The sequence below is a fragment of the Chryseobacterium sp. Chry.R1 genome (assembly GCF_039645525.1).
Taxonomy (GTDB): Bacteria; Bacteroidota; Bacteroidia; order Flavobacteriales; family Weeksellaceae; genus Chryseobacterium; species Chryseobacterium proteolyticum.
Genome location: NZ_CP151793.1, coordinates 1,376,222 through 1,400,595 on the forward strand (window position 1 = coordinate 1,376,222; position 24,374 = coordinate 1,400,595).

20 protein-coding genes are annotated in these 24,374 nt (G+C 36.6%); 13 read left to right on the forward strand and 7 right to left on the reverse strand.

Annotated elements, in window-relative coordinates; all coding sequences use genetic code 11:
* Nucleotides 1-137 precede the first annotated feature (137 nt).
* The 6 genes from AAEU33_RS06445 to ileS all read right to left on the reverse strand — a co-directional run bounded on the left by AAEU33_RS06445 (nucleotide 138) and on the right by ileS (nucleotide 5,801).
* Nucleotides 138-782 carry an ElyC/SanA/YdcF family protein gene (locus AAEU33_RS06445; RefSeq protein ID WP_345991521.1) on the reverse strand — a complete coding sequence of 215 codons (645 nt, stop codon included), beginning with the start codon at nucleotides 780-782 and terminating at the stop codon, nucleotides 138-140.
* A 12-nt stretch (nucleotides 783-794) separates the two neighbouring features.
* Nucleotides 795-1,433: a lipoprotein signal peptidase gene (locus tag AAEU33_RS06450; protein ID WP_172281172.1), complete on the reverse strand. Its 639-nt coding sequence runs from the start codon at nucleotides 1,431-1,433 to the stop codon at nucleotides 795-797.
* Nucleotides 1,433-1,627 (reverse strand): DUF2683 family protein, encoded by a 195-nt coding sequence (locus tag AAEU33_RS06455; protein WP_172281170.1) that lies wholly within the window; start codon nucleotides 1,625-1,627, stop codon nucleotides 1,433-1,435. Before AAEU33_RS06455 ends, AAEU33_RS06450 begins: the two co-directional genes overlap by 1 nt.
* 18 nt (nucleotides 1,628-1,645) lie before the next feature.
* The gene (locus tag AAEU33_RS06460) at nucleotides 1,646-1,891 is read right to left on the reverse strand and encodes a DUF6576 domain-containing protein (protein ID WP_172281168.1); all 246 of its coding nucleotides are present in this window, start codon (nucleotides 1,889-1,891) and stop codon (nucleotides 1,646-1,648) included.
* Between the two features lie 80 nt (nucleotides 1,892-1,971).
* Nucleotides 1,972-2,352, reverse strand: coding sequence for a TraR/DksA C4-type zinc finger protein (locus AAEU33_RS06465; RefSeq protein WP_034740299.1), 381 nt, complete (start codon nucleotides 2,350-2,352; stop codon nucleotides 1,972-1,974).
* 59 nt (nucleotides 2,353-2,411) lie between these two features.
* Nucleotides 2,412-5,801, reverse strand: coding sequence for an isoleucine--tRNA ligase (gene ileS, locus AAEU33_RS06470; RefSeq protein WP_345991525.1), 3,390 nt, complete (start codon nucleotides 5,799-5,801; stop codon nucleotides 2,412-2,414).
* 935 nt (nucleotides 5,802-6,736) lie between these two features.
* Between ileS and AAEU33_RS06475 the strand changes: the two genes are divergently transcribed.
* Both AAEU33_RS06475 and AAEU33_RS06480 read left to right on the forward strand, forming a co-directional pair.
* Nucleotides 6,737-8,416: a M23 family metallopeptidase gene (locus AAEU33_RS06475; RefSeq protein ID WP_345991527.1), complete on the forward strand. Its 1,680-nt coding sequence runs from the start codon at nucleotides 6,737-6,739 to the stop codon at nucleotides 8,414-8,416.
* 100 nt (nucleotides 8,417-8,516) lie between these two features.
* Nucleotides 8,517-9,809 (forward strand): AMP-binding protein, encoded by a 1,293-nt coding sequence (locus AAEU33_RS06480; RefSeq protein WP_273649938.1) that lies wholly within the window; start codon nucleotides 8,517-8,519, stop codon nucleotides 9,807-9,809.
* A 58-nt stretch (nucleotides 9,810-9,867) separates the two neighbouring features.
* Here the strand turns inward: AAEU33_RS06480 and AAEU33_RS06485 are convergent, their stop codons facing one another.
* Nucleotides 9,868-11,121 (reverse strand): NAD(P)/FAD-dependent oxidoreductase, encoded by a 1,254-nt coding sequence (locus AAEU33_RS06485; RefSeq protein WP_345991529.1) that lies wholly within the window; start codon nucleotides 11,119-11,121, stop codon nucleotides 9,868-9,870.
* A 98-nt stretch (nucleotides 11,122-11,219) separates the two neighbouring features.
* Between AAEU33_RS06485 and AAEU33_RS06490 the strand changes: the two genes are divergently transcribed.
* The 11 genes from AAEU33_RS06490 to AAEU33_RS06540 all read left to right on the forward strand — a co-directional run bounded on the left by AAEU33_RS06490 (nucleotide 11,220) and on the right by AAEU33_RS06540 (nucleotide 24,373).
* Complete coding sequence (locus AAEU33_RS06490) at nucleotides 11,220-12,746, forward strand: aromatic amino acid ammonia-lyase (RefSeq protein WP_345991531.1); 1,527 nt, start codon at nucleotides 11,220-11,222, stop codon at nucleotides 12,744-12,746.
* Nucleotides 12,743-13,849 carry a WG repeat-containing protein gene (locus tag AAEU33_RS06495; RefSeq protein ID WP_345991533.1) on the forward strand — a complete coding sequence of 369 codons (1,107 nt, stop codon included), beginning with the start codon at nucleotides 12,743-12,745 and terminating at the stop codon, nucleotides 13,847-13,849. The genes AAEU33_RS06490 and AAEU33_RS06495 overlap by 4 nt, the downstream gene beginning before the upstream one ends.
* Nucleotides 13,850-13,864: 15 nt before the next feature.
* Nucleotides 13,865-14,596, forward strand: coding sequence for a 3-oxoacyl-ACP reductase FabG (fabG, locus tag AAEU33_RS06500; protein ID WP_273649931.1), 732 nt, complete (start codon nucleotides 13,865-13,867; stop codon nucleotides 14,594-14,596).
* A 17-nt stretch (nucleotides 14,597-14,613) separates the two neighbouring features.
* Nucleotides 14,614-15,834, forward strand: coding sequence for a beta-ketoacyl-[acyl-carrier-protein] synthase family protein (locus tag AAEU33_RS06505; protein WP_345991536.1), 1,221 nt, complete (start codon nucleotides 14,614-14,616; stop codon nucleotides 15,832-15,834).
* A 5-nt stretch (nucleotides 15,835-15,839) separates the two neighbouring features.
* Nucleotides 15,840-16,094, forward strand: coding sequence for a phosphopantetheine-binding protein (locus AAEU33_RS06510; RefSeq protein WP_172281149.1), 255 nt, complete (start codon nucleotides 15,840-15,842; stop codon nucleotides 16,092-16,094).
* A gap of 48 nt (nucleotides 16,095-16,142) precedes the next feature.
* Nucleotides 16,143-17,024 (forward strand): lipid A biosynthesis acyltransferase, encoded by an 882-nt coding sequence (locus AAEU33_RS06515; RefSeq protein WP_345991538.1) that lies wholly within the window; start codon nucleotides 16,143-16,145, stop codon nucleotides 17,022-17,024.
* Nucleotides 17,025-17,224: 200 nt separating this feature from the next.
* On the forward strand, nucleotides 17,225-18,760 hold the full coding sequence (locus AAEU33_RS06520) for an NAD(P)/FAD-dependent oxidoreductase (RefSeq protein WP_345991540.1): 1,536 nt from the start codon (nucleotides 17,225-17,227) through the stop codon (nucleotides 18,758-18,760).
* Nucleotides 18,761-18,830: 70 nt separating this feature from the next.
* Nucleotides 18,831-20,498, forward strand: a complete 1,668-nt coding sequence (locus AAEU33_RS06525; RefSeq protein ID WP_345992745.1) for a C45 family peptidase — start codon at nucleotides 18,831-18,833, stop codon at nucleotides 20,496-20,498.
* Nucleotides 20,499-20,755: 257 nt separating this feature from the next.
* Nucleotides 20,756-21,847 carry a hypothetical protein gene (locus AAEU33_RS06530; protein WP_345991542.1) on the forward strand — a complete coding sequence of 364 codons (1,092 nt, stop codon included), beginning with the start codon at nucleotides 20,756-20,758 and terminating at the stop codon, nucleotides 21,845-21,847.
* A complete protein-coding gene (locus tag AAEU33_RS06535; protein WP_345991544.1) occupies nucleotides 21,814-23,883 on the forward strand; it encodes an FG-GAP-like repeat-containing protein in 2,070 nt (689 codons plus the stop codon). The genes AAEU33_RS06530 and AAEU33_RS06535 overlap by 34 nt, the downstream gene beginning before the upstream one ends.
* Nucleotides 23,884-24,007: 124 nt before the next feature.
* Entirely contained in the window at nucleotides 24,008-24,373 is a 366-nt protein-coding gene (locus AAEU33_RS06540) for a hypothetical protein (protein ID WP_172281138.1), read from the forward strand.
* Nucleotide 24,374 lies beyond the last annotated feature (1 nt).

Below are 24,374 nucleotides of genomic sequence, written 5' to 3' on the forward strand. Positions count from 1 at the left end.
AGATTAAAAGATTTTTGGATAAATCTCGGGAATTTTTTTACAAAAAGAAGGATCAATAGGAGCGGACTTTAGCCCAAAGTTAAAATTAATTTAAACTAAAAATATACCCAGTCCTCAAAATCTGGGGGACACAAAAACTATGGAATCACAATCTTTTCCCCACCGAATTTCGGTTGTACCCCAAATAAAAGATCCCAGTATACTTTGGTTTTAGCAAGATACTCCCTTAGATTGGTCTTTAAACCCGCATATTTATTCACATCATTTGCATTATAACCATAGGCTTCGATTCCGTTTTTACGGGCTAAAAATACGGCTCTTTCATTGTGGAACTTTTGGGAAATGATGATGAATCTGGTTTGTCCAAAAATCTCTTTAGCTCTGATTACAGAATCTAGTGTTCTAAAACCTGCGTGATCCAGAATTATTTTATCCTGGGGAATTCCGTATTTCATTAAAGCAAGTTGCATATCCTCAGGCTCATTATAGTCCGCAGTACTGTTATCTCCACTTACAATAATGTATTGTATCTTACCACTTTTATAGAGATCTATAGCGGATTGTATTCTGTTGTAGAAGTATGCATTGGGCATACCGCTGTTTAGGGTTTTACTTGTTCCAAGGAGGATTGCTGTTTTGGTCGAAGGTAATACTGATAAGTTATCTGAAATGTATGGGGCACTTTGTTTTTTGATATTATAGTTGGCAAAGGCAATAAAAATAATTCCTGCTACGAGAAGAAGCAGGAAAATTTTAAGAGTATTTTTAATCAGTTTTTTCATCTGTATTATTTTCTAAAATTCCAGTCCGTTTGGAAAGGCTTTTTTTCTGAAAATCAATAATAATATGGCTCCTACAGTAATGGCAGAATCCGCGACATTAAAGATATATTTGAAAAATTCAATGTGCTTTCCACCAATAAGAGGGAAGCTTTCCGGTACATTCCAGTCTACCAGTGGGAAGTGAAGCATATCCACTACACAGCCTCTCATGAAAGACGAATATCCCTGTCCTGCAGAAGCTATTTTCGAAATACCTCCGTATCCGATCCAGCGGTCGATGCTAGGATCATAAACGGTGCCGCTATCGAAAATTAACCCGTAAAACATTCCGTCGATAAGATTACCGATGGCTCCTGCAAAAATTACAGCCATTGGAATGATAAGATAATTGGAGGCTCCCTGCTGAAGCCATTTTTTGAACATATAAATCATTCCCCCGATCAGGAATATTCTTAGAATAACTAAAAAATATTTACCTATAACACCGCCAAAGTGAAGCCCATAAGCCATTCCTGGATTCTCTACGAAAGTAAGTTTGAAACCCGGAAGAACGGAAACACTATCATCAAGGTTGAAATGAGTTTTTATATATATTTTTGAAGCCTGGTCGATTAACAATACCAAAAATGTAATAGCTAATATCTTTTTCATTACTGTCCTTTAGGTTTTGAGGATTTTGCAGCCGGTTTTACATTTTTATTATCGCTTGCTTTCTTGATCACTTTTTGTCCGTTAAATGAACTTTTAACATGAGCCTTTTCAAATTTAATGTTCATTTCCTTCAGAACACTTTTCAGTGCACTCAGCTCCATAGGATTTTTGGGATGTACTATTATAGATTCCATTGTTCTGGATTTAGATTTTTACTTCTTAGATAATTCGTCAAGTCTTTTTCTGTCTTTTGGAGAAAGATCATTGATGCCGTTTTTGCCCATCTTACCTAAAAGTTTGTCAATTTCTTTTTCCCTTTCGCGTTTATCGGAATTAAACTGATCGTCTATTGTATAGTTTTTGTGCTGATCAGGAAAGAATTTATTCTTAATCCTCTCCCTGTTGAAAAACCATAAAACCACAATAAGGATCAACCCTAAAATTAAATATTCGCTCATGGATATAAATTAAAAATTAGGTTTATAAAGTATTACTGCTAATACAATATAAACCCAAATTTATTTTACAAACCTTACGGTTATTTCTGCATATTTTTCGCTTCGATGCTTAAGGTAGCATGAGGAACTGCCAATAGTCTTTCTTTTGGAATCAGTTTCCCTGTTACTCTGCAAACACCATACGTTTTATTTTCTATTCTGATTAAAGCGTTCTTAAGATCACGAACAAATTTTTCCTGTCTTCCTGCTAAGATCGAGTTTTGTTCCTTACTAAGAGTTTCAGCTCCTTCTTCAAACGCTTTGAATGTAGGCGATGTGTCATCAGTCCCATTATTCTGGTCATTGATAAAGCTTTCTCTTATCAGTTGTAAATCTTTTTCTGCTTTTTCTATTTTTTCTTTAATGATCGCTTTAAACTCTTGTAAATCAGAATCATTATATCTTACTCTTTCGTCTGACATGTTCTTTTCTCTTTTTTAATAAAATTATGAAATGGAATTTGAAATGCAATAACTATATGTTAATTTTTTTCAACATTTACCTTAAAATTAACCTCATCTATCTCAATTTCGTTAAAATTTGAAAGTGAAGATACAATTTCTATTTTATTTGACAAGACCTCTGCAGAAATATATTCTTCATTTTTCTTGATATTATCAAGGAATGGTGAATTTTCTTCTATGAAGATATTTATTCTGTCTGTCAACTCGAAATCTTTGTCTTTTCTCAGGTTTTGAATTCTATTGATGAACTCTCTTGCCACACCTTCAGATTTCAACTCGTCTGTCAACGTCAAATCTAATGCCACAGTTGTTTTTCCATCAGAAGTTACTGTCCATCCCGGAATGTCTTTTGTTGAAATTTCAACATCATTCATTGTTATTTCGTAACCTTGGATAGCTATTTTGCCTTCTTTTTCTAAATCAGCAATTTGTTCTGATGAGAAATTAGCAATTTCATTTCCAACTACTTTCATATCCTTCCCTAATTTAGGGCCTAATGCCTTAAAGTTCGGTTTAATTTGCTTTACAATTAAATGAGAAGCTTCTTCTGCATTGATTAATTGTAATTCTTTTACATTCACTTCCTGTTTGATCAGTTCCGCAACTGCAAGAATCTGTTCTTCAGCTTTGGAATCTAATACAGGAACCAATACCTTTTGTAAAGGCTGGCGTACTTTTACATTCTCTTTTTTTCTAAGAGAGAATACCATGCTTGTGATTTGCTGTGCTAAATGGGTTTTTTCAACCAGATCCTGATCGATTAAACTTTCATCAGCAACCGGAAAATCTGTAAGGTGTATTGAATCACAGTTTTCTTTTCCTGTTACCTTATTCAGATCCTGATACAACTGATCCATAAAGAACGGAGCAATTGGTGCGGATAATTTAGCAACTACCTCAAGACATGTATATAAAGTCTGGTAAGCGGAGATCTTGTCATCGGAGTAGTCTCCTTTCCAGAAACGTCTTCTGCATAATCTTACATACCAGTTACTTAAGTTGTCATTTACAAAATTACTTATCGCTCTTGCCACTCTTGTAGGTTCATAATCCTCGTAGAATGCTTTAACCTCTTTAATTAAAAGGTTCAGTTCGGAAAGGATCCATCTGTCTATTTCCGGACGGTTTTCCACATCCTTTTCTGAGTAATTGAATCCATCCACATTCGCATATAATGCAAAGAAGGAATAAGTATTATAAAGGGTTCCGAAGAATTTTCTTCTTACCTCATCGATGCCCTCAATATCAAATTTCAAATTCTCCCAAGGATTTGCGTTGGAGATCATGTACCAACGTGTAGCATCCGGGCCATAAACGGAAAGAGTTTCAAACGGATCTACCGCATTACCTAAACGCTTAGACATTTTCTGACCGTTTTTATCCAGAACAAGTCCGTTACTCATAACATTTTTATAAGCAACTGAATCAAAAACGGCTGTTCCGATTGCGTGAAGGGTATAGAACCAACCACGGGTCTGATCCACACCTTCGGCAATAAAGTCCGCCGGAAAGGCCTTTTTATTATCTATTAATTCTTTATTTTCAAAAGGGTAATGCAATTGGGCATAAGGCATAGAGCCTGAGTCAAACCATACATCGATCAGGTCGCTTTCACGATTCATAGGTTTTCCTGATGCAGATACCAAAACAACTTTGTCCACCACATTTTTATGCAGATCTACCAAAGAGTAGTTTTCTTCCGTCATGTTTCCTATTTCAAACCCTTTGAAAGGATTTTCTTTCATGAATCCTTTTTCAACGGATTTTTCGATCTCGTTGTATAGTTCCTCTACAGAACCGATTACTATCTCTTCTTTCAGGTCATCCGTTCTCCAGATAGGTAATGGAATACCCCAGTAACGGGAACGTGAAAGGTTCCAGTCATTAACATTTTCTAACCAGTTGGCAAAACGTCCTTCTCCGGTAGCTTTTGGCTTCCAGTTGATCTCCTTGTTCAGATTCACCAGGCGGTCTTTTACAGCTGTCATTTTTACAAACCACGAATCCAATGGGTAATATAATACAGGTTTGTCAGTTCTCCAGCAATGAGGATAACTGTGGACGTATTTCTCTACTTTGAAAGCTTTATTCTCTTCTTTTAATACAATTGCCAAATGAACATCCCAAGATTTTTCAGGAGCGGTCCCGTCATCATAATATTCATTTTTGATATACTTTCCTGAGAATACTTCCGGAACATTTTCTCCTCTTATAAATCTACCCTGCAGATCTACTAACGGAACAAGATTGTCGTTTTCATCTTTTACCAACATTGGAGGAATACCTGCCTCTTTAGCAACTCTGGCGTCATCCGCACCAAAAGTAGGAGCGATATGAACGATACCGGTACCGTCTTCAGTTGTCACAAAATCACCGATGATCACTCTGAGTGCCTTTTCAGGGGTTTCAGACGGCGTAAACCATGGGATGAGCTGCTCATACTGAGTTCCTGCTAACTTTTCTCCGTTAAACTCTTTCAGAATCTGGTAAGGGATTGTTTTGCTCTCCGATGTATAGTTGGCAAAATCTTCCGCTGTTCCTGCTGCATATTTTTTACCAAAGTTCTTTTCCAAAAGAACTCTTGCCAACACAACCGTTACAGGCTCAAAAGTATATTGGTTGAAAGTTTTAACAACAACGTATTCAATGTCTCTTCCTACAGCAAGAGCTGTATTTGACGGCAGCGTCCATGGAGTAGTGGTCCAGGCCAGGATGTCTACATTACCTTCTACATCGTTGAACAAATCACTGGTTTCTTTTTTTACTCTGAATTGAGCTACTATGGTGGTATCCGAAACATCACGGTATGTTCCGGGCTGGTTCAACTCATGTGAAGAAAGTCCTGTACCTGCTTTTGGAGAATAAGGCTGGATCGTATAACCTTTATACAACAACTCTTTGTTGTATAATTGTTTTAGTAACCACCAAACAGTCTCCATATATTTTGATTTATAGGTAATATATGGATCATCAAGATCCACCCAATATCCTATTTTTTCTGTAAGGTTATTCCACACGTCTGTATAACGCATTACCGCTTCACGACATGCTTTATTATAATCTTCAATAGAAATCTTTTTGCCAATATCCTCTTTCGTAATTCCTAATTCCTTTTCAACACCAAGCTCCACAGGAAGCCCGTGTGTATCCCAACCCGCTTTACGGAAAACCTGTTTACCGTTCTGAGTCTGGTAACGGCAGAAAATATCTTTCAACGCTCTTGCCATTACATGGTGAATCCCGGGCATACCGTTTGCTGAAGGCGGACCTTCATAAAATACAAACTCAGGGCTACCTTCGCGAATTTCAACACTTTTATTGAAGGTTTTATTTTGTTTCCAAAATTCCGAAACATTGTCGGCTATATCAATAAGGTTGAGGTTTTTGTATTCTTTAAATTGACTCATTGTATTATCTCAATATCGTTGATTAATTAAGTTGGCAAATTTAGTGATTTTTTGTCGGTTTATAATATATGTTTTATTTTGATATCATCTATTAAAAACTTCAATTTCAGAAATATAATTCAGCGGTTAATAAAAAGAAGGCAAAATGCTGAGTTTTACTATATAAAAACCATATATGAAGTTATAAAAAAGCCCCATAAACTTTTGGATATCTATGAGGCTTGTTAAAATGAAATACAGTCTAAATTATTCAAGTAAAATAATTTTATTGAGATCTTTCGTTTCTGTTTTTTCGATACATCTTTAAAATAAAAAAAGATAATGTAGAGGACCATATTATATTACCTATTGCAATTATCCAATCTATATTCCTTTCAGGTTTGCTAATAAGGAAAACAATATTTGCCGCTACGAAAGTAAGCAGCACAAGATAATAGATGAAATATAACCTTTCTTTTTTCATATTGTGTACATTTAGTTTTCCTTGAAAATAAGAAATAAAATTAAAACTATAGAACAAGTCTCTGTGTAAGTAATATTAAAAATTAATCTGTTTAGTAATAGTATAATCGTTTATTTTTCTAGTATATGATTGAGAAAGAGTTTTATTTATTTGTTGTTTTTATCAATAGAAGTGGGCTTTAGCCCACTTTCAAATTATATATTTTATCATTTGGTTTTAACCAAAACATAATAATACTCTCGCAGGTTTTGAAACATTATGAAGATTTTAATACGATGTTTTAATTTATAAAACATCATTTTAATTGAAGCAAAAAAAGGGAATAAGATTAAGTGTCTTCCTATTAAATAAATATAGAAAATAGAATCTATGCGTTAAAATTTAAAATCCGTGAAATCCATTTGAAAAAGAGACTTTTCTGATAATTAACCAAAATTTCGTAATTTTAAGATAACACATAAAAACCATTTGAATGAAAACCATTTCCAGATTATTGCTTATTATTTATTTTGTGAGCGGGAACCTGATGCTGGCTCAAAATAGCTATCCTCAAAACTACTTTAGAAATCCTTTAAATATCCCGATACAGCTGGCGGCTAATTTCGGTGCTGTACGGTCAAATCATTTTCACATGGGGCTGGATATACGGACGAACAGTCAGGAAAACCTTCCCGTAGTAGCTGCAGCGGAAGGTTATGTAAGCAGAATAAAGGTTGAACGCTATGGTTTTGGCAATGCTGTTTACGTTACACATCCTAATGGTTATACTACTGTTTATGCCCATTTAAACAAATATTTTGATCAGCTTGACGCATCCGTAAAAGAAAAGCAGTATAAAGATGAAAAGTGGGAGCAGGATATTACTTTTTCTCCACGCCAGTTTCCTGTAGCGAAAGGGCAGATGATCGCTTTAAGTGGAAATACCGGCGGATCCGCCGGACCCCATCTGCATTTTGAAATCAGAGATACAAAAACGGAAGAGTGCCTGAATCCGTTGTTGTTTGGTTTTAACATTCCGGACAATATTGCCCCCATAGTGAGTGGTTTGTATTGGTATGACAGACGGTTCAGTAGCTATGAACCTGGAGCGAATGATGTCTCCGTTAAAAAATTGGGAAATACTTATACGGCCAATATCATATACGTCAATTCTCCGGTCGTGAGCTTAGCCATTAAAGCTGTGGATAAAGCTAATAAGGGTTTTAATCTCGGGATCTATGAAGCACAGCTTTTGATGGATAATAAATTAATATACAGCTTTACAATAGATAAAGTGAGTTATGATGATACCCGGTATATCAATGGTTGTATCGATTACGCAAAGTTCATTCTTGATAAAATGAGTATTCAGCATTTGTCTGTATTACCGGGAATGAAACTTTCTGATTACAGTTCCGGATCAAATGGGATTATAAACCTTCCTGATGATGCGATTCATAATATTGAAATTGTATTAAAAGATACTAATGGAAATACCAGTCGGCTAACAACCCAAATCCAATGGATTAAAACTTCAGAAGGAATAGTTGAGGGTGCCCAGACAATACATCCTAATGAAGCAAGGACAATAAAAACAGAGAATGCGGAAATCAATTTGAGCAAAAATGCCCTTTATGACGCAATTAATTTTAAAATGTCTGAAAGATCTGATTCTGATGCGGTTTCAAATGCTGTCATATTACACAATCTCTATGTTCCCATTCATGATCATTATGCTCTGAAAATAAAACCCAACCGGAAATTAAATGATGATGAAAAGAACCGCTTGGTAATTGAGCTTAACTATGGAAGCGATAAAGAGTTTATTAAAGGAAAGTGGAATGGTAGCTATGTCGAAGGACAATTTAAGAGATTGGGGGTAGCGAGAATTCTTTTGGATAATAGTGTGCCATCGGTTTCTCCAAACTGGAAAGAAGGTGCGCTTATAGCAGGCAGTTCTTTGATCCTCAGAGGGAAAACGGATATTGGAGATGTAGAATCATTTCGTGCGGAACTGGATGGGAAATGGCTTCGTTTTGCCAGAATAAAAGATAATTTCGTTTATTTTTTTGATGAAAAATGTCCTAAAGGTTCGGGTGTACATACACTAAAAGTGACAGCAACCAATACTGCAGGAAACATGAATACACAAACTTTTACATTTCAGAGATAACAATCGGGGATACACGACAATTAAAAATCATGAATACATTGTACCCGAATACATTCTACAATATTTTATTTAATAAATTTGTTACATAAAAATAAAATCATTGGAATTCTATCCATCAATCGAAAAATCAAACCTTCCCGAAATTAAACAGTTTCAGGAAAAAAAACTTCAGGAACTTCTAATTTATCTTGAAAAGAACTCGCCGTTTTACCAGAGATTATTTAAAGAAAATAATATCAGCAGTGGTGATATTCAATCTTTGGAAGATTTACGGAAGATTCCTACCACCTCCAAAAATGATCTGCAGCAGCATAACCATGATTTCTTCTGTATTCCTCCAGGGGAGATTGTAGATTACAGTACGACTTCAGGAACTTTAGGAGATCCGGTAACCTTTGGGCTATCTGATAAAGATCTCGAAAGGTTAGCTTATAATGAAGCTATTTCTTTTGCTTGTGCGGGAGTACAGAAAGGAGATGTAGTGCAGATGATTACTACTATCGACAAAAGATTTATGGCAGGTTTAGCTTATTTTCTGGGACTGCGGAAAATGGGTGCCAGTGTTGTAAGGATGGGACCTGGAATTCCGGAATTACAATGGGATTCTATTTTCAGGTATAAGCCTAAATACCTGATCACAGTTCCTTCTTTTCTCCTAAAAATGATCGATTATGCAGAAAAGAATGGGATTGATTATAAAAATTCCAGCGTTTATGGAGCTGTTTGTATTGGGGAAAGTATCAAAAACCAGGATTTTACAGATAATATTCTTTCGCAGAAAATCAAGGAGAAATGGAATATTAAACTTTTTTCTACATATGCCTCCACAGAAATGAGTACGGCATTTACCGAATGTGAGTTTCAGGTGGGGGGACATCAGCATCCGGAGCTGATCATTACAGAAATACTTGATGATAATGAAAATCCTGTACAGGAAGGTGAAAGTGGTGAATTGACTATTACTACTCTGGATGTGGAAGCTATACCATTGCTTCGATTTAAAACAGGAGATATTGTAAAAGCACATTATGAGCCTTGTCAATGCGGGCGTAACACCATGCGTCTTGGACCTGTGATCGGAAGGAAGCAGCAGATGATCAAATATAAAGGGACAACACTTTATCCACCTGCGATGAATGATATTTTGAATGATTTTAATAATTTACAATGTTATCAGATTGTTATTCAATCTAATGAAATCGGGCTGGATGAGATCATTATTAAAATCAGTACGGATAGTGAGTCTGAAGATTTCGTAAGCGAAGTACGGGACCACTTCCGGGCTAAGCTAAGGGTAAGTCCTAAGATTGAAATTGTGGAATTTGAGACTTTATCTAAAGTTGTACATAATCCCAACAGCAGGAAACCGATTACTTTTATTGATATGAGATAGATAAAAGAAATAAAGTACTTTAAACTGATAGAAAAGCGGCCTGAAACTAGGCCGCTTTTTATTGTAATTCTTGTTGTTGTTTTTCTATTTTAATCAGGTTAGCAAGATTTTTTATGACAGTATCGTGCTTCTTTACAAAAGGATTGTCTTTATTCCACACATAACCCGCCAGGACTGCACATATTTTTCTTTTGACATCTTCGTTTTCCGGCCTGTGGAAGAACAGCTCCTGTAAGTTTCCTGTATACCATTCTTTTACATAAGTGGTAAAAACATCTACACCGTATAGTATGTAATCAGCATATTCTTTTTGCCAGTCAATAGTTTCCCCGTTCAATTGTCTGATGGCAAGTTTGGCCGCCAGCATTCCGGATTCTGTAGCAAATGCCATCCCCGATGAAAAAACAGGATCTAAAAATTCTGATGCATTTCCCGTAAGGGCGAACCCGTCACCGTATAGTTTTTTTACAGAGCAAGAGTAATCAACTAGTTTTTTAGGTTCAAAGATAAAGTCTACGTTTCCAAAACGTTTCACATAATAATCCGAGAGTGAAATTGCTTTTCTGAGAGCTTCCGTTGTGTCACCATTTTCTGCAAGCTTTTCAATATAATCTGTAGGACCTACAATTCCTACGCTTGTATTTCCATTAGAAAAAGGAATGACCCAAAGCCATACTTCAGTTTCAATGATATCGAAAGAGATTAATGTTCCTTCCGTTCCCGTTTCTCTATTGATATCTTCAACATGCGAAAAAATAGCGGAGTGAGGAGATAGTTTTGAAGGTTTTTCCAGATCAAGTAAACGAGGCAACACCCTTCCATAACCACTGGAGTCAATAACGAATTTTGCATGGATCTCTTTCGTCTCGCCATTCTTACTTTTTACGGTGGTCACAGAATCGGTTCCTTCAAACCTAATGTCGATTACTTCTGTTTCAAATTCAAGGTCAATTCCTTTATTGATGACTTCGTTGGCAAGTGTATTATCAAAATCAGCTCTGGGAACCTGCCAGGTCCAGTCCCAACCTTCTCCGAATTTGTCACTGAAATCAAACAGGCAGACTTCATCACCTCTCAGGAAGCGGGCTCCTAGTTTTTTTTCAAAGTTCATTTTGTCCAGGGCAGGGAAAAGTCCGGCTTCATCAAAGTGATCCATTACTCTGGGAATTAGGCTTTCGCCAACGACCAATCTTGGGAATCTGGCTTTCTCAATAACCTTTACATTGATGTTGTTCTTCTTTAAGTATGAGGAAGATACACATCCTGAAGGTCCGGCACCGATTACAAGAACGTCTACAAACTCTTTACCCATCTTTGATTTTTTATTTTAATAATAACTTCTATCTTTGCCGCAAAATTAGTGACAATTAATTAATATTTTATAAAATTATCTACTATTACTTCTGATTAATGAAAATAGACAACTTTTTAGAACTGAGGGATTTTCAAAAAATTATTATTGAAAATGAGAAAATAGAACTGGATGATACACTTTTAATAAGGGTGGAAGAAAGCTTTCAGTTTTTAAAAGAATTTTCAAAAAATAAAGTAATATATGGTGTAAACACAGGTTTTGGGCCAATGGCTCAATTTAAAATCAGTGATGAAGACACCCATCAGCTTCAGTATAACCTGATCAGAAGCCATTCTTCAGGAATTGGGAATCCTCTTCCTGCAGCCGAAGTTAAGGCTTGTATGTTGGCGAGACTTAATACTCTGTCTTTGGGAAATTCCGGTGTTCATAGTTCTGTTGTTTATTTACTTAAAGAATTGATAAACAGAGATATTATCCCTCTTGTTTTTGAACATGGAGGAGTGGGAGCAAGTGGGGATTTGGTCCAGCTTGCCCATTTGGCATTGGTTCTGATTGGTGAAGGGGAAGTATTTTATAAAGGAGATAGGCAACCAACAAAAAAAGTTTTTGAAACGGAAGGATTAGAGCCGATAAAAGTTGAGATCAGGGAAGGATTAGCTTTAATGAACGGAACTTCTGTAATGTCTGGTATCGGAGCTGTAAATGCTTATAAAGCGAACCGGCTTACTGAAATATCCATAAAGCTTTCCTGCGCGATTAATGAGATTGTTCAGGCTTATGATGATCATTTCTCAGAGGTTTTAAACGGAACCAAAAGACATTATGGACAGCAGAAAATTGCTGAAAAAATGAGAGCCCATTTATCTGACAGTAAACTGATCAGAAAAAGAGAAGATCATTTGTATACCCACTTCGAAGAGCAGGAAAAAGTATTTAAAGAAAAGGTTCAGGAATATTATTCATTAAGATGTGTTCCTCAGATTTTGGGACCTGTACTGGATACTTTGGAATACACAGAGAAAGTCCTTGAGAATGAGATCAATTCCGCAAATGATAATCCAATCATTAACGTTGATGATAAACATGTATATCATGGTGGAAACTTCCATGGTGATTACATTTCGCTGGAGATGGATAAACTAAAGCTGGTCGTAACTAAATTAACAATGCTTGCAGAAAGACAATTGAACTATCTTTTGAACTCCAAGATCAATGAAATTTTACCTCCTTTTGTTAATTTAGGAAAATTAGGATTTAACTTCGGAATGCAGGGTGTTCAGTTTACAGCTACCTCTACTACTGCTGAAAGCCAGATGCTGTCGAATTCTATGTATGTCCACAGTATTCCTAACAATAATGATAACCAGGATATTGTAAGTATGGGAACGAATGCAGCGGTTATTTGCAGAAAAGTAATAGAAAATGCTTTTGAGGTGTTAAGTATAGAAGCGATCACAGTTGTTCAGGCAATCGAATATCTTGGTTTCCAGGATAAAGTGTCTTCTTCAACAAAAAGCTTATATGATGATATCAGAAAAATCATCCCGGCATTTTCTGACGATATGGTGATGTATCCTTATCTGGAAGAAGTGAAACAATATTTAAAAAACAACAAAGGATGAAAAAAGTGCTGATTCTTTCTCTTATCGTATTGGGGCAAAGTATATTTGCTCAGCAGCTTGCATTGGTAAAAGAAAAGGCGAAAATAGGATATATTGACAAATCCGGAAATTACGTTATTGAACCTGCATATGAAACAGCAAGAAGTTTCTCTGACGGATTAGCAGCTGTGAAAATCAAAGATATGTGGGGGTTTGTAGGGAAAGATGGTAAAATGGCTATCGAACCTTCCTTCACGAAGGCGAGGGATTTCAATGATGGACTTTGTGCTGTGGAACGTGACGGAATTTGGTTCTATATCAATGAGAATGGAGAAAAGCTAAACATGCCGTATTCGGATAAATTATACGATTTTAACAATGGACTTGCCTTAATGAAAGTTTCAAATAAAATCGGAGCATTTGATACGGGCGGAAAGGTTGTAATACCCGCAGAATATGATGTTATCAAACCCTTTCAAAATGGTTATGCGAGGATTTCTCAGAACGGATTATGGGGAATTATTGATACAGCCGGAAAAGTGATTGTTCCTGTGGAATATAACGATATAGGAGAATATAAGAACGAAGCAACCTGGGCGCAGAAAGGAAAAGCTTATGGTATTATTGATGGAAGTACTTTTTCCATCGCTGAAGGTGCGGATAAGATATGGGATTTTGGAAACCAGCCCATTACCTACGCCCGCAGAAACGGAAAAATAGGATTTGTGGACAAAGCAGGAAAATGGGTGATAGAGCCTAAGTTTGATAAGGCGAGGGCATTTAATCAAAATTTAGCTCCTGCATATTCAGGAGGAAAATGGGGATATATTGATATGAAAGGAAACTTTGTAGTAGAACCTGCATATAATGATGCTGAAGTTTTTAGCAATGATAACCTGGCTCCAGTAAAGGGAAAGAATTGGGGATTCATTGATACTTCCGGTAAGCTTGTTATTCCGATGGATTATGATATTTCAGTAAGCTTTGGGTTCAATGAAAAAAATAAAGGTTTTAATGACGGCGTTTCCAGAGTGAAGAAATCCGGAAAATGGGGTTTTATTGATAAAACAGGATCCCTGGTGGGAAATAAATGGTTTTATAATGCAGAACTTTTTCAAAATTAAAACTAATTCTAAGAGATGAAATGTGCAATTGTAACAGGTGGTTCCAGAGGTATAGGAAGGGCAATCTGTATAAAACTGGCTGAGGAGAAAAATTATCATATACTGATCAACTATACTTCTAATGAAGAGGCAGCAAAGGAAACATTGGCAAAAGTTGAAGAACTTGGAGCCACTGGAGAAATTCTTAAGTTTGATGTGGGAAATGCCGAAGAAACCCTTAAGGTTTTAGGGGATTGGCAGGAAAGTAATGCCGATGCATTGGTTGAAGTGATCGTAAATAATGCAGGGATTACCAGAGACGGTCTGTTTATGTGGATGAAGAACGAAGACTGGAATAGTGTAATTAATACCAGTTTAAATGGTTTTTTCAATGTTACGAATTTTTTCATTCAGAAATTGTTGCGTAACAAATATGGCAGGATTATAAATATGGTTTCAGTTTCCGGTGTTAAAGGAACTGCCGGACAAACCAATTATTCCGCTGCAAAAGGAGCCTTAGTGGGTGCAACAAAAGCACTTGCGCAGGAGGTTGCCAAAAGAAATATCACGGTAAATGCAGTAGCTCCGGGATTTATAAGAACAGATATGACACAGGAGTTTAATGAAGATGAATTAAAGGCAATGATTCCTGCAAACAGATTTGGGGAGGCTGAAGAAGTGGCTGATCTGGTTGCATTTCTGGCTTCACGAAAATCCTCCTATATTACAGGAGAAGTGATTAATATTAATGGTGGTATTTATTCATAATCAATAGCATAAGAAAGATGGAAAATAGGGTTGTGATTACCGGAATGGGAATTTATTCTTGCATCGGAACTTCTTTAGAAGAGGTGAAAGAGTCCCTATATCAAGGCAAATCAGGGATCGTTCTGGAAAAGGAAAGAAAGGAATTCGGATACAGATCAGGGTTAACAGGACAAGTTCCTAAACCGGACCTTAAAGTTCTTCTGAACAGAAGACAGCGTATAAGCATGGGAGAAGAAAGTGAATATGCTTATCTTGCTACAGTAGACGCCTTAAAACAGGCTCAGGTCAGCGACAGTTTTCTTGAAGATCATGAAGTAGGTATTTTGTATGGGAACGATAGCGTATCTCAGGCTGTAGTGGAAGCGATTGATATTGCCAGGGAAAAGAAGGATACTACATTGATGGGATCAGGTGCCATTTTCAAGTCTATGAACTCTACGGTGACCATGAACCTATCCACGATTTTTAAACTAAAAGGAATTAACCTTACCATCAGCGCGGCTTGTGCAAGCGGATCACATTCTCTGGGGCTTGCTTATCTGATGATCAAAAGCGGTCTGCAAGACATGATTGTTTGCGGCGGAGCTCAGGAGACCAATAAATACTCAATGGCCAGTTTTGATGGGCTGGGTGTTTTCTCTGTAAAGGAAGATGAACCTGAAAAGGCATCAAGACCTTTCGATTCTGCACGTGACGGATTGATCCCGAGTGGGGGAGCGGCGACCTTAATCGTCGAAAGCCTTGAATCTGCCCAAAGGAGGGGAGTTCCTGTTTTAGGAGAGATTATAGGATATGGTTTTTCTTCAAACGGGGGACATATTTCTACTCCTAATGTAGATGGTCCTGCTTTAGCAATGGACAGAGCTCTAAAACAATCCGGATTAAGTGCTAAAGATATAGACTACATCAATGCACACGCTACATCTACTCCGATAGGAGATGCTAATGAAGCACGTGCGATCTACGAGATTTTTGGCAGCGAAGTTCCGGTAAGCTCTACAAAATCAATGACAGGACATGAATGCTGGATGGCGGGAGCCAGCGAAGTGATTTACTCGATGCTGATGATGGAGAATGGTTTTGTAGCTCCGAACATCAATCTTGAAAATCCCGATGAAGAGGCAAAAAGGATAAATTTGGTATCTAAAACAAAAAATCAAAAAATTGACGTATTTTTGTCGAATTCTTTTGGGTTTGGGGGAACCAATTCGGCATTAATTGTAAAAAAATTTGATTAAAAAAGATGGAAAGAGAAAAAATTGTTGCTATCGTTAATGATTTTTTAGTAAATGAATTTGAGGTAGATGGCGATGAGATAAACAAAGACGCTAACCTTAAAACAACTTTAGGTTTAGACAGTTTAGATTATATTGACATGGTTGTCATTATTGAGGCTAACTTCGGAGTGAAGTTAGGCGAAGCCGATTTTAAAAAGATGGTCACATTTGATGACTTCTACAACACTATTGAAAACAAAATAGCTAACAAAAACGCATAACTATCGACTGAACTTTATTTTTTATTATAAAAATCAGGCAGATCAAAAATGAACAAGTGGAAAGGTAAGTCTAAAGGAACAATATCAGGATATAAGATATTTGTTTACTGTATTAGAAATATCGGCATCAGAAGTTCATATTTTGTGCTTTATTTTGTAGCAACCTATTACTTTCTGTTTCTAAGAAAGAGTAATCAGTATATTTTTTATTACTTCAACAAAAGATTAAAGTATAATTTCTGGAAGTCAAAAATCTCTGTATTTAAAAGTTACTTTACTTTTGGAAAGGTTCTTATCGATAAGACAGCCATATCGGTTGGCTTAAGGGATCGGTTTACCTATGAATTTGATGGGATCCAGAATCTTAAGGACCTTCTTAATGAAAAAAAAGGCGGCGTACTTATCAGTGCTCATATCGGAAATTTTGAAATCGCAGAACATTTTTTTGGAGATATTGATTTCGATTGCCAGATTAATTTAGTGACTACGGATCAGGAGGTTACAGCCATTAAAGAATATATGGACAGTATTGCTGTTAAAAAAAGCAATATCAAATTTATTTACGTTAAAGATGATATGTCCCATATTTTCGATATCAATACCGCCTTATCTAAAAATGAGTTGATTTGCTTTACAGGAGATCGCTACTTTGAAGGCTCTAAATTCCTGGAAACCGAATTGCTGGGGAAAAGTGCCAAGTTTCCGGCAGGCCCGTTTCTTATTGCCTCCAGGTTAGGAGTGCCTGTGGTGTACGTTTATGTTATGAAAGAAAAGAATCTCCACTACCATTTATATGCAAGGGTTGCACACGTAAAAAAACGGGATGCTCAGGGGTTATTAAACTCTTATGTCGAGAATCTGGAGAATATGATTAAAAAATATCCGCTGCAATGGTTCAATTATTTTGATTTCTGGGATGATATTAATTAATTTTCTATACTTTTAAGGCATAAAAACTAACAATAACTCCAACTGCTAAGATTTCTTTAGAAGTTTAGATCAATGAAGCTTACTGTATTTGTTTTTGTCCTTGCATAATCTTAATGTAAGGAAGAAGCAAAAATAAATACTCGTCCGCTTAATAATTTAACTTCTGAATTTCTTAGCTTTAAAGAAATGAGGCGCTACTTTTGAAAAAAGAATATGACATACTTGTAATCGGCAGCGGTTTAGGAGGTCTTGTTTCGGCTTTGATTTTAGCGAAAGAAGGTCTTAAGGTATGTGTATTGGAGAAAAACAATCAGTACGGAGGTAATCTACAGACCTTTTCCCGTAATAAACTTATTTTCGATACCGGTGTTCATTATCTTGGAGGGCTTTCAAAAGGCCAGAACCTGAACCGTTTTTTTTCCTATCTGGAAATTATGGATGATCTGGAAATCCATCAAATGGATCTAAACGGATTTGATAAAATAACTTTTGACGGAGATGATACAGAATATCCTCATGCGCAGGGTTATGAGAACTTTGTTTTTCAATTATCCCGTTTCTTTCCTCATGAAAAAGAAAATCTTGAAAGATACTGTGAGGGAGTACAATACGTCTGTAATCATTTCCCCAGATATAATGTGGTTGGAAAAGACCATTACAATGAGGAAATCCTTCACCTCAATACCCGGAGATTCATAGAATCAATTACTTCTAATAAGAAGCTGCAGGCCATATTATTAGGGTCTAATTTTCTGTATGGCGGAGATTCTGAAAAGACCCCGTTTTATGTGCATGCACTTACCGTTAATTCCTGTATTCAGAGTGCTTATAAATGTGTGAAAGGAGGAAGCCAGATCTCCAAGTTGCTCATCCGCAAACTACGTGAATATGGTGCAGATGTTCACAAGCATTCTGAAGTCTCTGAAATGATCTTTAATGAGGATGTTTTGGTAGCCGTAAGGACTAAAAGAGGAAAGGAATATGCTGCTAAAAAGTTTATTTCCAACATGGAAATCCGTTCTACTCTAAAGCTGATCAATGAGAAAAGACTAAGAAAATCTTTTCATAACAGGGTTTTAAGCTGGGAGCCTATTTCTTCCTGCTTCAGTGTCTATATTGTTCTGAAGCCGGGAAATATACCCTATTTTAATCACAACATCTACCATTATTCTTGCATTGAACAGGTTTGGAATGCTTATCAGTATAAGAATGAAACCTGGCCTGAGACGTATATGCTAAGCTCTACTCCATCGAAGCATCATCCTGAATTTGCAGAAAGTATGACAGCAATTACTTATATGGATTTTGATGAGGTGAAAAAATGGGAGAAAACAGTCAATACAGTAACGGATGAGCATGAAAGAGGGAAAGAATATGAAAAGTTCAAGCAGGAAAAAGCCAACAGGATGATTGATGCGCTGGAAAAGAAAATTCCAGATCTCAGACAATCGATTAAACATATATACACCTCTTCACCGCTTTCTTATCGTGATTATATAGGAAGTTTTGAAGGAAATATGTACGGATATATAAAAAGTTCTGAAACCCCATTGAAAACAATGGTTTCACCAAGGACTAAAATTGATAATCTCTTTTTAACCGGACAGACTGTTAATATGCATGGTATTTTAGGCGTGACCATAGGTGCTTTTAATACCTGTGCCGAGATTGTAGGGAAAGAACTTATTGATGATCGTTTGAAAAAAATGGATACAAAGAGTGACAAAGAGAGTTAATTTCAGGTTTTCAATTCGGGATGATAGAAAGTGGAATGAGGGTTTTCAATCTTCCTTTTCTATCTTACGTATTGTTGATATCTGTAAGATAGTATGCTCGCTCTTATGCACTATTACGCTCGTCTCATGTGGTATCCAAAAATCCATACATCATCTTCCTGAAGTAAAACAATATGCTTTGGAAGTTCCCAAAGTTGAAAGGATTAACGATTCTACCTTTAGTTTTAATCAGAATTATTTAACGAAGAACCGGCAGCAGCTTTGGGAATTATATATCAAGGGAAATCCTTTACAGTTGGGATACAATAATGGAGCATTGACGAAAGACCTGATGCAGAAGCAGGAAGCCATTTTTTTCTCTAAGGTAGAAGGATTTGTACCATCCAATTTTAAGCAAAAATTACTACGAGGATTTCTAAAATGGTATAACAGGAAGATGTACCTGAATGTAAGGGAAGATTATCAGGCCGAACTATACGGATTGTCCCGTTACTCCTCTGATCAGTACAACTTTATTGCTCCAAGGTATTTAAGAAGCCTATATCTTCATGGAGCTCATGATATTGGCCACGCCATGCAGGATCTTGCTTTGGTGGGATGCAGCTCCCTGGCAGTTTGGAATGATAATACGGAAGATGGAGACCTGCTGATTGGTAGAAATTTTGATTTTTATGTTGGAGACGATTTTGCAAAAAATAAGCTTGTAGAATTTATAGAACCTGAAGAAGGTATTTCCTATATGTCTGTCAGCTGGCCCGGAATGATCGGGGTGGTTTCCGGAATGAATAAAGAAGGAATCACGGTGACGATCAACGCAGGGAAATCCAAAATCCCATTAACCGCAAAAACCCCAATATCTCTTGTAACCAGGGAGATTTTGCAGTATGCTAAAAATATTGACGAAGCCATTGCTATTGCTAAAAAAAGAAAGGTTTTCGTTTCAGAATCTATATTGGTAGGAAGCGCCAATGATAAAGATGCAGTGATAATTGAAGTTTCTCCCAACAACTTTGGAGTTTACCGGGTTCAGAATTCAAGTCGTATTGTTTGTACCAATCATTTTCAATCCGAGTCTTATAAAGATGATAAGAAAAACAGGAAACATATTCTGGAAAGCCATTCGGGATATCGATATGAAAAACTTCAGGAGCTTCTTCAGGAGAACAAAAAATTAAATCCGGAAAAAATGGCTTCGATTCTCAGGGACAGATCAGGTTTAAAAGGTGAAAAAATAGGATATGGAAATGAAAAAGCCCTTAACCAGCTGCTGGCTCATCATGCCGTCATATTTTCACCTCAGAAGAAATTAGTCTGGGTTTCTTCTAATCCTTATCAGTTGGGCGAATTTGTTTGTTATGATTTAAACAGGATATTTTCCGCAGATCGTTTGAAATCCGGAGAATTTGCTGTTTCCAGCCTCAATATATCTAAAGATCCTTTCTTAGACTCCCGGGAATTTAAAAATTATGAAGAATACAAAAAGCTTCATAACCAGATAGATGATGCTTCAGAAGGTAAGGGAGAAGTGCTGTCAGAAGATTGGATCCGGCATTATCAATCCTTAAACCCAGATTTCTGGCTTGTTTATTACCAGGCGGGGAAGTACTATCTCAGTAAGAAAGACTTTTATAAGGCAAAGGCAGCTTTCGAAAAAGCTCTGACGAAAGAAATCACTACTGTCCCGGACAAAAGAAAAGTTGCAAAATACCTGAGAAAATGCAAGAGAAAACTGAATTAAGGCTGTTCTATCTAAAACTTTCCCATTCCCTTTAATACTATTGAATATTTAGTGATCATATTTTATCTGATTTTTATTGGGTATAAAAATATATGTGTTTGTGGGATTGCTTGTATTTTCAGTTATTTTATTGAGTAATTTGTTTTATTTAGGGCAATTTGTTTTATTATTTTAATTAAAAATTACTTTTAAGTGAAAAATATTTTAAAACATTTGAATTTATTAATTATATTCGTTTGTTTAAAATTAATAAATGAATGAAGAAAATCTATTTTTTATTTCTTTTGTCCTTTTTTATTGTGTACTCCTGTAAAGATGAGAGAATTGAAGGAATAGGCATTGAAAATCCCCGTGTTAATTTCGATATTAATGCTGTTCCCTATGCAAAATTATCTACTTATTCTTTTTTCACTGGCGAATTGAAGAACCTGGTTCCGGCACCCAAAGTAATACCTTATGAACCTGCCAGTTCGCTTTTTACAGATTATGCTTTAAAGAAAAGATTTATCTGGATGCCGGAAGGTACAAAAGCTACTTTTGATGGTGATAGCAAAACATTGGACTTTCCTGTTGGCACTGTATTGATAAAAAGTTTTTATTACAATACCATACAGCCCGGTAATACAACGAAAATTCTGGAAACGAGATTAATGATAAGAAAATCCAGTGGATGGATATTTGCCGAATATTTATGGAATGATGGCCAGACAGAAGCCAACCTCGTATCCGGAAACGATTTTACCAGCGGAAGCTCCAAAAATATTACATTTAAAAAAGAAAATAATGAAATTCTGAATATTGACTACAGAATTCCATCGGAATCGGAATGCTATGCATGTCATAAATTAGACAATAAGCCTGTCCCTATCGGGGTAAAGCCCCAGAATTTAAATACAACATACAATTACCCTGGAGGAATTAAAAATCAATTGCAAAAACTGGTTGACGAGGGTTATCTGGTCAGCTATCCTGCAAACATCGTTTCTACAGTGAATTATAAAGATACGAGTAAGCCTGTGGATATCCGGTTACGATCCTATCTGGATATTAATTGTGCTCACTGCCATCAGCAGAATGCACGTTGTGATTATCGGGCTATCCGATTGAGCTTTAACCAGACTACAAACCTTACCAATATGGGAGTTTGTGTACTGGCAGATGAACCGATAGATGCTTCATTGGAGAGAATTATAACACCTGGAAATCATAACAAATCAGTGATGAGCTTCAGACTTTCTTCTGTAGATGAAAGTAAGAGAATGCCTTTGCTGGGGAGGACGATTGTGCATGATGAAGGGGTCGCCCTCTTAAATCAATGGATCAATTCTTTGAACCAAAACTGTCCCTAAAAACTAAACAACCTGAAGAAAACATGAGAAAAAATTTATCCCTTTTTATTTTGTTATTCAATATAACCTGGGGAATTGCACAATTAACGTGTGCTTCTGCATTGAATGTGGTGCTGGGAACAAATACAGCACCTGTAATTACCGGAACTGCAGCTACTACGGCATGTAACATCGGACTGCCTGGTACGGCCGGATTATGGTACAAATATACCGCGACCCAGGATAGGAGTGTTACCGTCTCAACAGTCATTACAGGACAAAATGTTGATACCCGGGAGATTATATTTAAAGGCACCTGCGGAGCATTGACCTGTGTAACGGCGAATGATGATTTTTTAGGAAACGCTTCTCAGGTAACATTTACAGCACAGGCAGGCACAACATATTATATTGTTTTTGATAATAAGTGGTCCAGTTCAGGATTCAATTTCACGGTATCTGAAACGGCTCCGCTTGTCAACAGGGTTTCTTTTACCCCACAGTCCGGTAATGTTTATGGTACTTATAATAATTGTGTAGTAGATATGAACGGGGATTATCTGGATGATATTGTATCCGTTTTGAGTAATACCCAGATTGCAATCTCCTACCAGCAGCCTGGAGGAACTTTTAATCCGGTTACCTATAACGTTCCCAACACCACAGTTACCCCTAGCTGGAGCATAGCAGCTGGAGACTATGACAATAACGGATTTAATGATCTGATATATGGTTCGGGAAATGGCATTTGCTTTTTAAAGGCCAATGCAGATGGAACAGGGTACACTTCTGACAGAAAACCCCAAACATTCCTGACACAGCGTACTAATTTTATTGATATTAATAAAGATGGAAAGCTGGATGCTTTTGTATGTGATGATAATGCGCCGAACCGGTTCTATTTGAATGATGGCACTAATATGAACCATAACCAGGGAGGGTTGGGAGATTTTCCTTCCGGAGGTAATTATGGTTCTATCTGGATTGATTATGATAATGACGGAGATATGGATCTTTATATTGCAAAATGCAGTGGTGGAGGTTCAGGGCCAGGAGGAAACGTAGATGAGCTGCACCGGAACAATGGTGATGGAACGTTTACGAATGTGGCAGTGGCAGCTAATATGGCGAATCCTACACAGACATGGTCCTCTGCATGGGGGGATTTTAATAACGACGGCTGGATGGATGCTGTCATTGGGATAAATTCTACCTCAAACGGGTTGAGCAGAGTCATGAAAAATAATGGTAACGGCACCTTTACTGATGTATCTGCAGGCTCCGGATATGATATTATAAGCAATCTAAGCAGGGAATATGTGGCCTATGATTTTGATAATGACGGATTCCTCGATGTATTGGGAGCTGGAAATACAATTATGTTTGGCAATGGAAATTTCCAATTCACTCCTAACCTTAATCCTTATAGTCTTGACTTTAACAAGCGTCCAATAGGTGATCTGAATAACGATGGCTTCCTGGACATTCAAAGTGGACAAACGATCATGATTAATGACGGAAATTCTAATCACTGGTTAAAAGTGACATTGAGGGGAACCCAGAGTAACAGAAATGGAATCGGAGCAAGAGTTGAGATTTACGGAGAATGGGGTAAGCAGATTCGGGATGTGCAAAGTGGGGTAGGTTTCATGAATATGAATACTCTTAATGTTCATTTTGGAATCGGGCAAGCAACAACGATCGGAAAAGTGGTCGTAAAATGGCCTTCCGGATTGGTAGATGTCATTAGTAATGTTACCCCGGATACAACATTGCATGTTGTGGAAGGAACACATCTGGATGTGAAGGAAGTGCAAAATACACAAGAACTGCTGACAGTTTATCCTAATCCGAGTGCGGACCATTTAAATTTCAAATCCAACGCCGATTTCGTTCCGGTGGAGGCCAGATTATTTGATGCAAGCGGTAGAATAGCTTTGCAGACAAAAGTTGAAAGAAATGCAATATCGATTAAACAGCTGAACACAGGTATTTATATTCTCGTGTTATTAGATAAGAATGGCAAATTATATTCGCAGAAAGTAACTATAAAATAGTACTACAATCAATTAATAACTTCAAACTGCAAAGTCGAAAGGCTATGCAGTTTTTTATTTAAAATACTATATTGCAGGATCAAAATAATATTACATTATTTTGAGAATAAGTAAAAACGGTTCAATGATTTCGAAGAAGATTAAAATCTTATTTAGTATTCCTTTTATTATTATTGTGTGCTACACTTGTTATTTAGTAAGTGTATATGATTCCATTCCCGAGATTATTCCTATCCACGGATATGGAAAAAATACAGATGGATTTGGCAGCAAAATGTTTTTATTTTTTCCCATCATTCTTAACCTGATCCTGTTGTTGTTTATCTGGTGGATTATCAAAAGTCCCCATAAAATTAATTTTTCCTTTGAAATAAAAGAGGACGAGAAAGCCAGGACCTATGCAACAGCTCAAATGGTGTTGGTTATCGTTTCGATATTTATTACTGTTATATTAACCCTTTTGTTATTTTCAGGGGTTGTATTTAAATAAA

Bases quoted from the DNA above. Each gene is read 5' to 3' on its own strand.
- AAEU33_RS06445 (WP_345991521.1), bottom strand. From the start codon at position 782: ATGAAAAAACTGATTAAAAATACTCTTAAAATTTTCCTGCTTCTTCTC.
- AAEU33_RS06450 (WP_172281172.1), bottom strand. From the start codon at position 1,433: ATGAAAAAGATATTAGCTATTACATTTTTGGTATTGTTAATCGACCAG.
- AAEU33_RS06455 (WP_172281170.1), bottom strand. From the start codon at position 1,627: ATGGAATCTATAATAGTACATCCCAAAAATCCTATGGAGCTGAGTGCA.
- AAEU33_RS06460 (WP_172281168.1), bottom strand. From the start codon at position 1,891: ATGAGCGAATATTTAATTTTAGGGTTGATCCTTATTGTGGTTTTATGG.
- AAEU33_RS06465 (WP_034740299.1), bottom strand. From the start codon at position 2,352: ATGTCAGACGAAAGAGTAAGATATAATGATTCTGATTTACAAGAGTTT.
- ileS (WP_345991525.1), bottom strand. From the start codon at position 5,801: ATGAGTCAATTTAAAGAATACAAAAACCTCAACCTTATTGATATAGCC.
- AAEU33_RS06475 (WP_345991527.1), top strand. From the start codon at position 6,737: ATGAAAACCATTTCCAGATTATTGCTTATTATTTATTTTGTGAGCGGG.
- AAEU33_RS06485 (WP_345991529.1), bottom strand. From the start codon at position 11,121: ATGGGTAAAGAGTTTGTAGACGTTCTTGTAATCGGTGCCGGACCTTCA.
- AAEU33_RS06490 (WP_345991531.1), top strand. From the start codon at position 11,220: ATGAAAATAGACAACTTTTTAGAACTGAGGGATTTTCAAAAAATTATT.
- AAEU33_RS06495 (WP_345991533.1), top strand. From the start codon at position 12,743: ATGAAAAAAGTGCTGATTCTTTCTCTTATCGTATTGGGGCAAAGTATA.
- fabG (WP_273649931.1), top strand. From the start codon at position 13,865: ATGAAATGTGCAATTGTAACAGGTGGTTCCAGAGGTATAGGAAGGGCA.
- AAEU33_RS06505 (WP_345991536.1), top strand. From the start codon at position 14,614: ATGGAAAATAGGGTTGTGATTACCGGAATGGGAATTTATTCTTGCATC.
- AAEU33_RS06510 (WP_172281149.1), top strand. From the start codon at position 15,840: ATGGAAAGAGAAAAAATTGTTGCTATCGTTAATGATTTTTTAGTAAAT.
- AAEU33_RS06515 (WP_345991538.1), top strand. From the start codon at position 16,143: ATGAACAAGTGGAAAGGTAAGTCTAAAGGAACAATATCAGGATATAAG.
- AAEU33_RS06530 (WP_345991542.1), top strand. From the start codon at position 20,756: ATGAAGAAAATCTATTTTTTATTTCTTTTGTCCTTTTTTATTGTGTAC.
- AAEU33_RS06535 (WP_345991544.1), top strand. From the start codon at position 21,814: ATGGATCAATTCTTTGAACCAAAACTGTCCCTAAAAACTAAACAACCT.
- AAEU33_RS06540 (WP_172281138.1), top strand. From the start codon at position 24,008: ATGATTTCGAAGAAGATTAAAATCTTATTTAGTATTCCTTTTATTATT.